This window comes from Streptomyces sp. NPDC028907 (assembly GCF_055564995.1).
On record NZ_JBVHVE010000006.1, the window covers coordinates 405,531 to 419,750 of the forward strand.

Sequence of the window (14,220 nt, forward strand, 5' to 3'; positions counted from 1 at the left end):
GCAATTCCGACGAGGCGTGATCGGGGCGCCACTGACGGTGAGCGAGGACGGTGGGCCGCGGCCGGCGGGTCCGCCTCAGCGGGCCCGCCGGCCGTACCGGCACCTGGCCGAGGGCCTGTGTCAGCTCCCCGTTCCGCTCGGCCGGGGTCCCGTGAGCCGGCCCGAGGCCGGCCCGGAGGGGTGCTGCTCGCCGAGGAGGCGGAGCGCCTCGCGTAGCAGCGTGCTGGAGGTGTGCACGGTGTAGGGGAAGTAGACGACCTTCACCCCCACCGTCGCGAATTCGGTTTCGAGCGTCGTCCAGACATCCGTGCCGAGCCAGTCGTCGCCCTTGAAGATGACGTCGAAGCCGACCTCCTTCCAGATCTCCATCTTGTCGTCCACGTCCGCGACGAAGGTCTCGTCCACATAGCGCACGCTGCGGACGATCTGCAGTCGCTCGGAGAGCGGTACGACCGGCGGCCTGCCCTTCAGCCGCACCACGAGTTCATCGGAGCAGACGCCGGCGATGAGCCGGTCGCAGTGGCCGCGCGCCCGGCGCAGGATGTTCAGATGGCCCACGTGGAAGAGGTCGAAGACCCCCGGCGCGTAGCCGAGACGTTCTCCCATCAACGCCTTGCCTTCGTACGCTCGGCGGCCGCGGTGACCACGAGCGTCTCCGACGCGGGCGAGGCGTTGACGCCGTCGGTGACGACGATCCGGTAGCGGTGGCGGGAGCCGGGCGTGACGTTGTCCCTGTACTTCATCGTGGGGCGCTTCCACTCCGCGGACCGGCCCGTCGGCGAGGCCACGAGCCTGCCGTCCCGGTAGATCCGGTACTTCAGCACCGCGTTGTCCCGGTCCCATGCGGAGCGCCAGCTGAGCGTGACCCGGCCGGCGCTCGAGGTCGATGCCTTGAGCTTGGGCGGATCTTCCGGGGCTCCCCGGTCGGGCCCGGCGGTGAACCGGGTCAGGCTCTGCTGCCGCCTGCCGTTGACCTCGGTGAACTCGCCGCCCGCCCAGAGGATCTGCCCGGCCGTCTTCAGCGCCCGGGGGCCGTTGCCCTCGCCGGTCCCGCCGTCCGTGTCGGGGAACCAGTGCAGGATGTGCCGGTTCCGGATCGACTGGGCCAGGAAGTGCTGGCGGAAGTTGCCCTCGTCGAAGCCGCCCGGTGTGTCCCGGCAGTTGTGGGCGTGGGAGCCGCTGTAGAGGACGCCGTTGAGCACGGCGACGGCCTGGGTGGCGCCCAGGCAGGTGTCCTTCCACACCAGCTCGCCGTTGCCCAGGCGTCCGGCGATACGGCCGTCGAAGATGCCGGTGCCCTTGCCCTCGGCCGCGACATAGAAGTTGGTGGCGTCGCGGGTCAGGGCCTGCACGGAAGATCTCGACGGCAGCCAGTCCGGGTACGACATCACCGTCCGGCCGGTGACGGGGCGCAGGGCGACGAGCGCCCTCTCCAGGTCACCGTTGACCATGTTGAAGTTGCCGCCGACGAGGAGCTTGCCGAATTCGGGCGCGGCGAGCAGCGCACGTACGGGGCCGTCGATCTCCGCCTTGAACGGCAGCAGCGCTCCGCTGGGGGTGAACGCCGCGACGCGCTCCCTCTCGCGACCGTTGACGCGCGTGAAGTCGCCCCCCAGGTAGACCGCGCTGTCAGTGACCTCGATGGCCCGGACGAACGACGACATGCTGGGACGGAAGTCGTCGCGCAGCGAGCAGTTGCCCGTGTTGAGCGCGACCGCGCCGGCCGCCCGCTTCTTGCCGGCCTTGGTGAACGAGCCGCCGATGTACAGCACTTCGTCGGCCGGCGAGGCCTTCAGGGCCCGTACGGTGTTCCCGCCGCCGGACAGCCGTGGGGCGCACGGCAGGAGCTTGCCGGTCCGGGCGTCGAACGCGGCGAAGTTCTTGCGTGCGACCTCCCTCTGACCGGGTTTCGCGCCCGGGGGGCGGACCTTGTTGAAGCTTCCGCCGACGTACATGACCCCGTTCGCGTACTCCAGCGACCAGACGATGCCGTCGGTCTGCCAGGTCGCCAACGTGTCGGCGGTCAGGGTCTTCTCGTCGCTGTCGGCTGCCGAGGCGGACGCGGTGATGAGCGAGACAGCCGCGAGGAGGGCCACAGCCGAAGCCGTGGTGGCCCCTCTCCTGGTGCTTTTTCTGAGGCGCATGGAACTTCCCGGGTTGCAGCGAGTACGGGTGGTGAGAAGGGGAGAAGGCGGGCGGTCTCGGCTCGGAGTCGGCCTCATGTGGCGCGTTCGCGCAGCACACCGACGAGTTCGCGCATATCCAGAGGTGTGCGAAATCGCCACAAACTTATACTGAATGTGACAATTCCCAGGGTGACCGCGACGGTAAGTCCGACGGTCGTGTCACCTGCCAGCAGCCTCGCGGAAAGGACCAGTGGCACCGTGAGGCCGAGTCCGGCGGCGGTCGCCACGAGGTATCCGCGGTCGATGATCGTGAAGCCCCAGTGCCGCCGCACCAGCGCCGCGGAGACGAGGTTCTCGACGACCGTCGCCGCTCCCCAGGAAAGGGCGGCGCCGAGGACGCCCAGCCGGGGAACGGCGAGGAGGCCTACCGTCAGCTGCACGGTGAACGCGACGCCGGTGACCGCCAGATGCCAGGAGCTCTTGCCTGCCATGAGCAGCACGGTCTGGGCGTTCCCCACCCCGACGTTGACCGCGGAGGCGACGCAGAGCACCACCAGCGCGGCCGCCCCCTGCTCGAACTCCGGCCCGAACAACGACAGGACGGTGCCCGGGAAGCTCGTGAGCAGGACGAGCAGCGGCCAGGAGAACAGCACGATCCAGCGCGTCGAGACCCGGTGCAGATGGCAGGCCTGCGGCAGGTCGCCCACGGCGAGGAGGCGGCTGATCTCGGGAGCGACGGCCAGTCGGATGGCGAGCTGGAGCAGCGTCGCCGCGATGACGACGCGCCCGACGGCGGTGTAGATGCCCGCCTCTTCGCTCGTCGCCAGGCCGGACAGCAGGACGACCCCCACCCAGACCGCGCTGATGTCGAAGACGGAGGAGACCGCCCGTGGCCCGGCGAAGGCCCAGAACCCTCGCCGGGCGGCGACCATGTCCGGTCCGGACGTATGGCTCGGACTCGGCCGGCGGCGTCTGCGCAGGGCGAGACAGGCGATGACGAAGCCGGCCACGGTCGGCACGAGCCAGGCGGCGGCCAGGCTCAGCACCCCTGGAACCAGCAGCACGACCGGTACGGCGATCAGTACGCGCAGGACCGGCTTGCCGATCTGCTCGACACCGACGAACGGGAGCACGGTGCCGTAGCCCTGGGTGGCGCCCAGCAGGATCAGGGTGACCGTGGCCAGGGGGAGGAACACGGCGAACAGCCGGACCAGGGTCACCGCGTCGTCCGGGGCGAGGCTCGGCAGCAGCGAGGTGGCCGTCCAGGGCGACAGGAACAGCAGCGCGGCGACCGCCGTACTCGCGACGGCACCGGGCAGGACCGCGCTGCGCAGCAGTGGGCCCACCGCGCGGCCACCGGTGGTGGCCAGGTCACCGGAGACGAAGCGCACCAGCCCCGTGTCGGCCCCGAGCTTGCAGGCGTTGCACAGGATGGTGAAGGCCGCGACACCGGTGAACACCGCGCCTGCCCCGTGGGCCCCGAGCCCTCGGGTGACCAGGGTGACCAGGGCGTAGCCGAAGACCGCGTTGACCGTCGCCCCCAGAAAGCCCCACCATCCGCCCCGCGCGGTGGCGGCGACCCCGGACCTGGCGGTCGTCTCGCCCGTGGCGGTGGCCGTACCGGAGGCGCTCACCGGGAGGCGGAGAGGCTGTCGTCCCGCACGGGCACGGCCGGCTTCTCCACGGCGTCGGTCGGCGCGGACGCGGCCGGGGCGGACTTCCGCTCCCTCGTACGGCGCACCCAGTCGCTGTCCATGACACGGCGGCGCACGCTGCGGCCAGCGCCGCTGTGGAGGGCGGCCCCCACGATGCGCCCGCCCGAGCAGCCGATCAGCTCGCGTACCCGCTTGAGATCGTCGCGCCTGGTCTCCTCCAGCCCAGCCACCACGACCACGCCGTCCACACGTTGGGCGAGCCCGAGACCCTCGGGGTGCTCCAGCAAGGGCGGGGCCAGGACGAGCGTCGGACTCTTGGACTCGGCGTCCGGCAGGGCGCGCGCCGCCGTCGGGGCAGCCGGCCCGTCGTCGCCCGTGGGGCGACGGACGTAGCGGCAGATCGTGAATCGCCCGGCTGTGCCGGCGTCGACGACCGCTGCGCCCTGCGGCGCAGGTACGCCCGGCGGGACGGAGCCGCCGGCCGACAGCGGGAGCCGTGCCGGCAGCCCGGGTTCGTTTCCGGTCGCGTCCACGAGCAACACGTCGTCACCGGACTCGGCGAGGGCGGCCGCGAGATTGACTGCGACGGTCTCGGCGCCGCGTTCCCGCTTCGGCGCCACGAGCATGAGCGTGCCCATGGCGGCGGGGCTGTCGGCGCCCCGCACCCGGAAGGCCAGGGCGCGGTACGCCTCCGCGCGGCCGCCGTCCGCCCGGCCGACCTCCAGCAGGTCGCCGTCGGTGTCGGGGGCCGGGAGGATACCCAGCACCGGAGCGCCGAGGGCTCCTTCGACCTCGCCGACCGAGCGTGCCCGGGGCTCAAATGCACAGCGCAGCCAGGCGAGCACGACGCCCACGACGAGACCGCCGATCAGGCCGAGCGGGAGGAGCCAGACCGGGCCCGGTCCGGAGGGCCGCGCCGCCGGCTCGGCCCTGCGGACCACGTCACCACCGGTGGTGTCGTAGGCCTTGATGTCCGACACCCTCTTCTGCAGGGTGCCGATCTGTTGCTGAAGGCCCGCGGTGCCGGCGGCGGACTCAGCCGACTTCTTCTTGGCTGCGACCCGGGCGGTGAGCTCGGTGAGCTGCTGCTCCAGCCCGGCCACCATCCGCGTGATCATGGACTTGGACCGGTTCTGGCGATCGGCGAGGTAGGCCTCCGCGAAGGCGTTGCTCACCCGAGCCGCACCCTTCGCGGTGCCCGCGGTGTACTCGAACCGGAGCAGCTGGGTGTCGGGGGGATTCATCACGCGCAGGTCCGTCAGCAGCGCATCGGCGCGAGAGGGCTGCCCCAGTGCCGTCGCCGCCCGGGCCGCGACCGTCGCACTGAGCGCGATATGCCGCTCCGTGCCCATGCTGACCTGACTGTCGACGGCCACCGCGAACGTACTGAAGGGGTCCGTTCTCGGGCGCACGAGCACCTCGCTGGTGGAGGTGTAGTCGCCCGCGCGCAACAGGACCAGGAGCAGTCCGCCGAGCAGCCCGAGGAGCACGCCCAGCGCGATGGTCGCGCGGTACCTGAGCAGTAGGCGCACCTGGTCACGAAGCCGGTCGGGGTCGTCGTACCGATCGTCGAGGCCGGCGGGGCTGGTCACGGATGCCTCCTGTGTCCGGGGATGAAGCCGGGGGTGGGTGCCCGGCCGCTCGTGGTCGCGGGCGGCCGCACCGGGGACGGGGACGGCGCGGCGGCGCGGGTGGTGATGAACAGGGGGACGGTCAGGAGCAACAGCAGAGGGCCGACGATCGCCATGAGACTGCCGCGCAGGAAAACCATCTGGTAGAAGGCGAAGGCGGGAACCAGCAGAACCGCCAGCGTGCGCTGTCGGTGTCGCAGCCGCTCCCGAATGTCGTCCATCCGCCGGCCGGCCGCGCCCAGCAGACAGAAGACCGCGACGACGCACGGAGCACCGCCCCACAGGTAACTCTCGATCCACACCGGCGCGGAAAGATTGTGGAAGTCGTATCCCGCGTACTGGGCGAGTTCGATACCCGTCGCCTGCGGTTTGTCGGGCCACATGGAGCGGGGCACCATGAACAGGACCACGCCAAGGGCTGCCGCCGGCGAGAAGCCGTTTTCCTGCACATAGTCGATACCGGTCTGCATTTGCTGAAAGGCGTCGTAATCCATGCTGGTGCTGAACTGCTCCGCCAGCGGGACGACTTGCAGTGCTTCTCGTTCGTCGTAACGGAAGTAGTCGCTGTACGGGAAAGCGAACAGCACCACGGCCGTGATCGCGGCGGCGGCAACGCGAAAGGCCCTCGGGGTGCTGAACCGGCGCCATGAGAACAGCAACACCAGAAGGACCGTGCCGGCCCAGAAACGCGGCCTGCTGATCGGGTTGTTGACGATCACGTTGAGCACCAGGAGGCTCGGGAGCGCTGTCCAGCGGATCGCGCGCACCAGCCGGTCCTTCCTGTTCGGGCGGGGCAGCTGGACCAGGGCCACCAGGGCCCAGAAGGCGGGGACGGCGAGGGCCCAGACGCGCAGCGTGTGCGTGGGATCCGATTCGGCACGCGACTGCCAGAGAGCCTGTCTGCTGGCGAAGAAGGCGCGTAGACCGCCTTCCTGCCCGGGGATCAACACGGCCGCCAGGGCGAGCGACAGAGCGCACAGCATGAGTACGGGCAGCGGCGAGAGTCTGCGGGACAGCAGTGGTACGAACACGACCGACCTGCCGTCGTTGCGTCCGGCGGCCCATGCCACCCCGGCGCTGTAGGCGAGGAGGCCGAGTTCGGTCAGCGCGGCGGCCACGAAGGCGGTCGTCTCATCGCTGCGGTGTTCAAGCGGGTAGGAATCGGTGGCGAGCATGGCGAGCGGTGCCAGCCCGAGCCACACATAGGCGAAAAGCCAGAACCCGAAGGCGACGAGGCGCACCGACGTATCGGTGAGCACCTTGGTGAGTCCCCCGCCGGAGTGCGCCACGACGGCGCACTGCACGGCGAGCGCCGCTCCGAATCGCGTATCGATGGACTGCAGGATCAGCCCCGGCAGAAGAACGACGAGCACCAGGGCCCAGACGCATACCGCAGCCATGCAACGGACTTGGCCGTCCCGCACCTGCATCCCCTCATCGACGCCATCAATGAAATGAATCAACAGCAATCGATTTATAGCCCAGCGCCGGAACATATCAGGCGATATTGCCGGGCGTTTCTTTCCGGGAACTCTCTTACTCGTGTCGTATTTTAATTAAATGACTGATATGTTCGCGGGTTGCCGCGTCCTCCTTGTGTCAGCCAACTACGCCCCCGAGCACGCCGGAATCGCCCCCTATTCGACCCTGACCGCCGAACACCTGGTCCTCCGCGGCGCCGAGGTCGACGTCCTGTCGGGGATGCCGCACTATCCGAGCTGGCGGGTACACGGCGACTACCGGGGGCGCTGGCGCATGGTGGAGAACCGGGGGGGTGTCCGGGTCCATCGCCGTCGCGGCTTCATTCCCACGCGTCAGACCGCGCTGCTCAGGGCGGCCTACGAGGCCAGCTTCCTGGCCCATGGTTCGATCCGTCCGCCGGCCGCACGACCGGACCTGGTACTGAGTCAGATGCCTGCTCTCGCCGGTGGCGTGCTCGGCAGCCGGCTGGCCCGTCGCCACCGGGTGCCCCATGTGGTCGTGGTGCAGGACCTCATGGGCGCGGCTGCCGCGCAGAGCGGGATCAGCGGCGGCGGCCGGGTGGCATCCCTCGTGACCGGAGTGGAGTCGAAGGTCCTGCGCACCGCCGCTCTGGTCGGTGTGGTGCACGAGTCGTTCGTGGACCGTGTCACCGCCATGGGCGTGCCGGAGTCACGCGTGCGGGTGGTGCCCAACTGGAGCCATGTGGCGCCTGCCACCGGCGATCGCCGAGCGGTGCGGAAGCGACTCGGCTGGCGTGACGAGGAGTGCGTCCTGCTGCACGCGGGGAACATGGGCCTGAAGCAGGGGCTGGAGGTCCTGGTCGATACGGCCCGCATCGCGGCACGCGACACCCCGGCCCTACGGATCGTCCTCATGGGCGACGGCAGCCGGCGGACACACCTGGAGCAGCTCGCGGCCGGCATGCAGAACTTGGACTTTCTCCCGCCCGCGGCCGACGCCGACTTCCCGGACGTACTGGCCGCGGCGGACGTCCTCGCGCTCACTCAGCGGGCTTCCGTGGCCGACATGAGCCTGCCTTCCAAGCTGACGTCCTACTTCGCGAGCGGACGTCCCACCGTTGCCTCGGTGGCCGCACAGGGCGGCACGGCTCAGGAAGTACGGCGGTCCGGTGCCGGGGTGGTCGTCCGCGCGGACGATCCGGTCGCACTGCACGGCTGCGTCGCCGAGCTGATGCGGGATCCCGACCGAGCGGCCGCGCTCGGCGCCCGCGGTCCCGACTACGTCCGGCAACGGCTGAGCCCGGAGGCCGGACTTGGCCGGATCACCGCGATGCTGTCCGAGGCTCTGGCCCGTTGACAGCCGTCCTCAGCAGAGCCAGCTCGCGGAACCACTTGGCGAGGAACGCCGGCACCAACACCATGTGGGCCGCGAGCAGGGCGACGTACAGGGCGAGGAAGAGCTTCTGGTTCCCCAGGGACAGGAAGATCAGGCACAGCAGACCGTAGTCCACGGGGAGCAGGGCCATGCCCCGAACGGTGGAGGGCGCGGTTGCGGGGCCGGCGGGCTCGGCAGCGCCCCGCCTTCTCAGCTGGTCGGTCAGCGTTGCGCCGAAGAACAGCAGGACAGCTGCGAACTGGAACCCGATGGGAGCGAGCAGAAGCGCGGGATGCGGCAGGTCGAAGAAGCGGTAGAAGGAAATCAGCACCGCGGCGTGGATGCCCAGGAGCTTCGCGCAGTCCACCACATGGTCCATCCACTCCCCCGACGGGCTGGCCGACCGGTGCAGCCGGGCCAGCTGGCCGTCCGCGGAGTCGAGGGCGAAGCCGAAGAGCAGAGCGAGGGTGACCCACGGTCCCAGGGCGTGGGAGGGCGGGTACACGGAGACCGTGGCGACGGCCGCGAACGTGGCCAGCGCGCTCGCTGCGGTCACGTGGTTGGGCGACAGCCCTAAGCTGTGCGCCATGGCCGCGAGCACCCGGCCGACGGGGCGATTGACGAACCGTGTGTACACGGGTACTCCGCGGGCCGGCTTCTGCACACCCGAGAGTTGTCTCAGTGCGTTGGAGAAGTCCACTCTCTACACCTCGTGCATGAACAGGCGGGATCGTTCCGGAATTCAGCGCAGCGGAATGTGCAGGGGGCGGCGCCGACCGGGTCGCCGGTGCACGGGTCTCTCCTCACGGTCCTCCTGGGGTGACCGATCAGAGGCGGCCGTCGGCGATTGCCTGGCGTACCCAGGGGATGACCTTGTCGAGGATGTCGTCCAGTGTGGTCGACGCGGTGAAGCCGAGGACGTCTCTGGCCTTGGACACGTCGGGGCTGCGGCGCTGGACATCGTGCTCGAAGGGCTGGTCGGTCGTGTAGCGGAACGGCTCGTGGACCCCGTTGATCTTGTGCCAGATCCGCTCCGCCAGCTCCAGGATGCTGGTCGGCTCGGCGCTCGCCAGGTTGAAGTCCTCGTTGAGCGCGGCTGGATGGAAGATCGCCATCCGGATACCCCGGGCCAGGTCGCCGGCATAGGTGAAGTGCCGCGTCTGGGCGCCACTGCCGAGGATGTGCAAGGGGTCCTGTCCCTTGAGCACCTTCTGCACCAGGTCGGGAACGACATGCGACATGCTGATCTTGATGTCCCCGGAGCGCTCCTCGCTCTGCCCGACGGTCCGCTCCTCTCCGACGTCCACGCAGTTGAAGGGCCGCACGATGGTGAAGGGCAAGCCGTACTGTTCGTGGGCCGCCCTGGCGAAGTACTCCACCGCCAGCTTCTGGAAGCCGTACGAGGACGACGGCGGGGCGATGCGACGCTCGTCGCCCTCCCGGGACGGCCAGAAGGCGGTGTTCTCGTACACCATCGAGGAGCTCAGATACGTCACCTTCTGCAACGGCCCGTCGCCGTACACCCGGATCGCCGCGTCGCAGGCTGCGGCGGTGATCCGCTCATTGTTGGCGAGGAGGTCGTAGGCGTAGGTGTGGAAGTAGGAGATCCCACCGATCATGGCCGCACCGGCGACGAAGTGATCGCAGTCGGCCAGCAGTTCAGCCATCAGATCCGTGTCGCGGGCGTCTCCCTCGACGAGCCGGTACCGAGGGTTCTCCACCGGACTGCGGCGGCTCGCCCCGTACTTGGAGAAGTTGTCGAGGCCCACCACAGTGTGCCCCTGATCCAACAGCTCCCTGATGAGGTAGCTGCCGATCAGCCCGGACGCGCCGGTGACGAGAACCTTCACAGGAGACCTTTCTGGTGCGGGTGGTGCCCGGTGCCTCGGGACCGGGTGGGGAGAGGGCCTTCGCCGTACGGCAAGGTCACGCCCGGACGCCTCTGCCGGTGACGCCCCAGAGGTCCACGACCGGCTTCTCGGTGACCAGATTCCGGTATTCGCGGTGCGGCGTCGCGATGACCAGGACATCGGCCCGGCGCATGACCTCGTCCAGTTCCACGAAGCGCGGATCGCTGACGTAGGGATCAGTGCACAGCGTTTCCCGAGCCTTGGCCATCAGAATCCTGCGCAGCTTGAACGACAGGCTTTCGCGGACATCGTCACTGCCGGCCTTGAAGCCCATGCCGAGCACGCCCACCCGTGTGTCGGAAAGCGGGAACCTGCGTTCCAGACGGGAGACGAGATAGAGCGGCAATCCCTCATTGACGAGCATGGCCGCGTGCCCCAGCACGAAATTGTTCCCGGTGAACGCCGCCAACTGCAGTGTGTCCTTGAGCAGGCAGGGGCCGGCGGCGAATCCCGCTCCCGGCATGTCGGCGGCCCGGGGATACTCGTAGGTCATCGCGTGGCGGATACGCTCGAAGTCGAGCCCGAAATCGTTCGCCATCATCCAGAACTGGTTGACCGTGGCGAACTTGATATACCGCCAGGTGTTGGCGAAGAGCTTGGCGAGTTCTGCCTCTTCCGGCTCCATCCGGACGATCTTGTCCGTGAGCGTGCGGAAGAACTTCTCCGCCCGGTCCCCGGCCCGCTGCGAGCGGGCGGCCACCAGTTGCGGCAGCTCGAACAGCTCGGTCATGGCCGCGCCCTCGGCGATGCGCTCCGGACAGAAGGCCACGTCCACCGTGGTGCCGAGCCCGGCCAGCAGGCGCTCCGTCAGTGCCGTGACACCTGGGTGCACCGTGCTTCTGAGCATGACCAGCTGTCCGTCGTGCAGATACTCGGCACAGCGCTCCAACGCCCGGGGGACCGCCCCGAGATCCGGGTTGAGATGCTCGTCCACCGGCGTGCCCACCACGACGACCAGGTTCTCGGTGGTGGCCACACTCGCGGCGTCCGTCGTGGCACGCAGCAGACCGTCGCGTACGCTTTCGCGCAGCGGCTCTGCGGCCCCTTCCTCCAGGAAGGGAAGCTCGCCCCGATTGACCGTTTCAACGGCGGCGGAGTCAATGTCGTAGAGCGTCACCGAAAGCATTCCACGGGCGGCGAGCGCAATTCCCAGAGGAAGTCCCACACGGCCGCAGCCGCCAATGATGACCACATCGCTCGCGTGCCGTGCATTCTCCGTGTCGCCGCGTGATTGCTCGATCATGCGTAGCACTCATTTCGGTCGCTCGGTCACCGGTGGCGGGCGGACAACGATGCGGGAACTCTACAGTGATCTTGGGGGGAAATGATTCGGAAAACAGGTTTTCAGGTGGATTTACTCCGGACAGCCGAAGTGGCACAGCACAGCTTCCGGTAAATCTCCTCCAGCCGGTCCGTCACCGCATGGACGGAAAAGGCTTCCTCGACGGCCCGGTGACCCGCCTTCACGAGCGCGTCGCGCCTGCGGTCGTCCTCCAGCAGGCCGCACACGGCGTCGGCCATGGCCTGCGGACTGCCGTCGGTGACGATCGCCGCCTGACGGCGTGCCAGTTCGTCCGCCATGCCGCAGGTGTCGGTGCACACGACGGGTGTGCCCGCGCACAGGGCTTCGATCACGGTCATGGGGAACGGCTCGTCAACACTGGGCAGTACGTACACGGCCGCCTTCTCGTAGGCGCCGGCTGTCTCCGCATGGCCGAGCGCACCGCGGTAGGAGACCACGTTCTCAAGGTGGTGCGCGGCGATGAGCCGACGCACCGTCGGCAGTGAGCCCTCGTCCGCCCCGTACAAGGTGAATCGCGCGTCAGGCACCCTCTGGTGGACCAGGGCAGCCATCTCGACGAAGGCGTCCGGACGCTTGCGGGGGTGCAGTCGGGCAAGGAAGAGCACCTCTCGCTCGCGCTCCGGGCCCCGCGCGGTACCGGCACCCGACGGCCGGACGCCGTTGGGGAGGCTCAGCAGCGGCGGACCTTTCGGGCCGGTGACCTCGGCCAGGGCCCGCCGCTCCCGCTCCGTGAGGACCAGACAGCCGCGAGACCGGCGCAGGAGCGGCACATACACCAGGTCGAAGAGCCTGGCGGCGAGCCTCCGGCGCGGCTCCACCATGCCGTGCGTCTGCGTGACGAACCTCTTGCGCCCCAACACGGCCAGCCCCAGCGCGGTCAGGGAGACGAGGTCACGCCCCGCGTGGATGTGCACCACATCGGCCCGGCCCATGGAACGCCACATGTCCCCGACGAGCAGCGGGTGCATGAGCCCGGTGAAACGCCCCGGCAGCAGGGAGCGCGCCGGGCGCGTACGCAGCGGTACCGAGCCGATGCGCACCGGCGCCGGGGACCTGCCCCGCCACAGGGACACGAGTTCGACCTCGTGGCCCCGTGCGGCGCACTCCTCGAGCTGCCCGGTGGCCACACTCGTAGGGCCACCGTACGCGCCGTCGTCGCTGAGCAGCGTCACCACGTGGAGGAGTCTCATGCCGCGACTCCGGTCGTGACGAGCTCCCCCGGACCGACATCACGACGGGCAACCGCCGAGGCACCCACGACCGCCCCCCGGCCGACGGTGACGCCGCGCAGCACGACAGCCCGCGCCGCGACCCAGGATCCGGCCTCCAGGCGAATGGGCGCGTTGTCGAACTCGAAGGTCGCACTGTGACGTTGATGGCTCCCGGTGCACAGGAACGCCTCCTGCGAGACGCACACATCGCTGCCGATCGTGATCCGTTCCAGGTTCAGCAGCCAGGCACCCTCGCCGATCCACACGTCGTCGCCGACGTCCAGCCGCCACGGCCAGTGCACTCGCACCCGGTGGCGGATCAGCACGCGCTGCCCGATGCGCGCACCGAACGCGCGCAGCAGGGCCGGTCGCCAATGAGCGGGAAACCACCAGCGGACGAAGACGAGATTGAGGACGGCGAACCAGGCGGCCTGCACGAGTGCGGGGCGCCCCTTGTCGTAACCGGCTCCAGTGAAGCACCGGAGGGAACGGTCCATCAGCGATGGTCCTCCTGACTCGCTCGTGTGCGTTGCTGCCTCGCCATTTTCCGTGGAGCACCCACAGGAAGCGGCATTTACATCCTTAATCAGGGCAAACTACGCCACATGGAAGATCTACTCCCCTCCCCCGCCCGCGTATACGTAGCCGGCCACCGTGGGCTCGTCGGTTCCGCGGTCGTCCGCCGCCTGACGGCCGACGGGCACGAGGTCATCGCACGGACCCGGTCCGAACTGGACCTTCGCGACGCGACGGCCACCGCCGCCTTCCTGCGCGAGACCCGGCCGGACGCCGTCGTCCTGGCCGCGGCCAAGGTGGGCGGCATCATGGCCAACAGCACCTGTCCGGTGGAGTTCATCGAGGACAACCTGCGCATCCAGCTGAGCGTGATCTCCTCGGCGTACGCCGCCGGTGTACGGCGCCTGCTGTTCTTGGGGTCGTCCTGCATCTACCCGAGGCTCGCGCAGCAGCCGATCCGGGAGGACGCCTTGCTGACGGGCCCTCTCGAGCCGACCAACGAGCCGTACGCGCTTGCCAAGATCGCGGGAATCGTCCAGGTGCGGTCCTATCGGCGGCAGCACGGAGCCTCGTACATCTGTGCGATGCCAAGTAATCTCTACGGGCCGGGCGACAACTTCGATCCGGAGTCCTCGCACGTACTGCCCGCTCTCATTCGCCGCTTCCACGAAGCCAAGAGGGACGGCCTGGACGAGGTGGTCCTGTGGGGAAGCGGCTCTCCCCGCCGGGAATTCCTGCACGTCGACGACCTCGCCGACGCCTGTGTGACGCTGCTGCGCCGCTACGACGACGACCTTCCCGTCAACGTCGGATGCGGGGACGACCTGACGATCCGCGAACTGGCCCACCTCATCGGGGAGGCCGTCGGCTATCAGGGCCGGGTCACCTTCGACAGAACGAAGCCGGACGGTACGCCTCGCAAGGTGCTGGACATCTCCCGTATGACCGCGCTCGGCTGGAAACCGAGGATCACGCTACGAGACGGCATCGCCGCCACCTACGCGTCATGGTCGAGCACAGGGCAGTCCAGGTCGGCGGTCGGCGTCTGAGC

Annotated in this window: 12 protein-coding genes; 2 read left to right on the forward strand and 10 right to left on the reverse strand. The window is 69.2% G+C overall.

The window, feature by feature from the left end; translation table 11 throughout:
- Positions 1 to 120: 120 nt before the first annotated feature.
- The 5 genes from ACZ4UU_RS20920 to ACZ4UU_RS20940 form a co-directional block, all read right to left on the reverse strand.
- A complete protein-coding gene (locus ACZ4UU_RS20920) occupies positions 121 to 606 on the reverse strand; it encodes an FAD synthase family protein (protein ID WP_471904875.1) in 486 nt (161 codons plus the stop codon).
- Positions 606 to 2,144 (reverse strand): fibronectin type III domain-containing protein, encoded by a 1,539-nt coding sequence (locus ACZ4UU_RS20925; RefSeq protein ID WP_471904876.1) that lies wholly within the window; start codon positions 2,142 to 2,144, stop codon positions 606 to 608. Before ACZ4UU_RS20925 ends, ACZ4UU_RS20920 begins: the two co-directional genes overlap by 1 nt.
- Positions 2,145 to 2,218: 74 nt before the next feature.
- On the reverse strand, positions 2,219 to 3,760 hold the full coding sequence (locus tag ACZ4UU_RS20930) for an MATE family efflux transporter (RefSeq protein ID WP_471904877.1): 1,542 nt from the start codon (positions 3,758 to 3,760) through the stop codon (positions 2,219 to 2,221).
- Positions 3,757 to 5,373 (reverse strand): hypothetical protein, encoded by a 1,617-nt coding sequence (locus tag ACZ4UU_RS20935; protein ID WP_471904878.1) that lies wholly within the window; start codon positions 5,371 to 5,373, stop codon positions 3,757 to 3,759. Before ACZ4UU_RS20935 ends, ACZ4UU_RS20930 begins: the two co-directional genes overlap by 4 nt.
- Complete coding sequence (locus ACZ4UU_RS20940) at positions 5,370 to 6,908, reverse strand: hypothetical protein (protein WP_471904879.1); 1,539 nt, start codon at positions 6,906 to 6,908, stop codon at positions 5,370 to 5,372. The genes ACZ4UU_RS20935 and ACZ4UU_RS20940 overlap by 4 nt, the downstream gene beginning before the upstream one ends.
- 64 nt (positions 6,909 to 6,972) lie before the next feature.
- Between ACZ4UU_RS20940 and ACZ4UU_RS20945 the strand changes: the two genes are divergently transcribed.
- A complete protein-coding gene (locus ACZ4UU_RS20945; RefSeq protein ID WP_471904880.1) occupies positions 6,973 to 8,211 on the forward strand; it encodes a glycosyltransferase in 1,239 nt (412 codons plus the stop codon).
- On the opposite strand, the gene ACZ4UU_RS20950 is transcribed toward ACZ4UU_RS20945, so the two are convergent.
- The 5 genes from ACZ4UU_RS20950 to ACZ4UU_RS20970 all read right to left on the reverse strand — a co-directional run bounded on the left by ACZ4UU_RS20950 (position 8,177) and on the right by ACZ4UU_RS20970 (position 13,150).
- On the reverse strand, positions 8,177 to 8,929 hold the full coding sequence (locus tag ACZ4UU_RS20950) for a CDP-alcohol phosphatidyltransferase family protein (protein ID WP_471904881.1): 753 nt from the start codon (positions 8,927 to 8,929) through the stop codon (positions 8,177 to 8,179). The genes ACZ4UU_RS20945 and ACZ4UU_RS20950 overlap by 35 nt on opposite strands.
- A 127-nt stretch (positions 8,930 to 9,056) precedes the next feature.
- Positions 9,057 to 10,079 carry an NAD-dependent epimerase/dehydratase family protein gene (locus tag ACZ4UU_RS20955; protein WP_471904882.1) on the reverse strand — a complete coding sequence of 341 codons (1,023 nt, stop codon included), beginning with the start codon at positions 10,077 to 10,079 and terminating at the stop codon, positions 9,057 to 9,059.
- A 76-nt stretch (positions 10,080 to 10,155) separates the two neighbouring features.
- A complete protein-coding gene (locus ACZ4UU_RS20960) occupies positions 10,156 to 11,382 on the reverse strand; it encodes a nucleotide sugar dehydrogenase (protein ID WP_471904883.1) in 1,227 nt (408 codons plus the stop codon).
- Positions 11,383 to 11,483: 101 nt separating this feature from the next.
- Positions 11,484 to 12,632: a glycosyltransferase gene (locus ACZ4UU_RS20965; RefSeq protein WP_471904884.1), complete on the reverse strand. Its 1,149-nt coding sequence runs from the start codon at positions 12,630 to 12,632 to the stop codon at positions 11,484 to 11,486.
- Positions 12,629 to 13,150, reverse strand: coding sequence for an LbetaH domain-containing protein (locus ACZ4UU_RS20970; protein WP_471904885.1), 522 nt, complete (start codon positions 13,148 to 13,150; stop codon positions 12,629 to 12,631). Before ACZ4UU_RS20970 ends, ACZ4UU_RS20965 begins: the two co-directional genes overlap by 4 nt.
- Positions 13,151 to 13,258: 108 nt before the next feature.
- On the opposite strand from ACZ4UU_RS20970, the gene ACZ4UU_RS20975 reads away from it, so the two are divergent.
- On the forward strand, positions 13,259 to 14,218 hold the full coding sequence (locus ACZ4UU_RS20975; RefSeq protein ID WP_471904886.1) for a GDP-L-fucose synthase family protein: 960 nt from the start codon (positions 13,259 to 13,261) through the stop codon (positions 14,216 to 14,218).
- Positions 14,219 to 14,220 lie beyond the last annotated feature (2 nt).

Bases quoted from the DNA above. Each gene is read 5' to 3' on its own strand.
- ACZ4UU_RS20920 (WP_471904875.1), bottom strand. From the start codon at position 606: ATGGGAGAACGTCTCGGCTACGCGCCGGGGGTCTTCGACCTCTTCCAC.
- ACZ4UU_RS20925 (WP_471904876.1), bottom strand. From the start codon at position 2,144: ATGCGCCTCAGAAAAAGCACCAGGAGAGGGGCCACCACGGCTTCGGCT.
- ACZ4UU_RS20940 (WP_471904879.1), bottom strand. From the start codon at position 6,908: ATGTTCCGGCGCTGGGCTATAAATCGATTGCTGTTGATTCATTTCATT.
- ACZ4UU_RS20945 (WP_471904880.1), top strand. From the start codon at position 6,973: ATGACTGATATGTTCGCGGGTTGCCGCGTCCTCCTTGTGTCAGCCAAC.
- ACZ4UU_RS20960 (WP_471904883.1), bottom strand. From the start codon at position 11,382: ATGATCGAGCAATCACGCGGCGACACGGAGAATGCACGGCACGCGAGC.
- ACZ4UU_RS20965 (WP_471904884.1), bottom strand. From the start codon at position 12,632: ATGAGACTCCTCCACGTGGTGACGCTGCTCAGCGACGACGGCGCGTAC.
- ACZ4UU_RS20970 (WP_471904885.1), bottom strand. From the start codon at position 13,150: ATGGACCGTTCCCTCCGGTGCTTCACTGGAGCCGGTTACGACAAGGGG.
- ACZ4UU_RS20975 (WP_471904886.1), top strand. From the start codon at position 13,259: ATGGAAGATCTACTCCCCTCCCCCGCCCGCGTATACGTAGCCGGCCAC.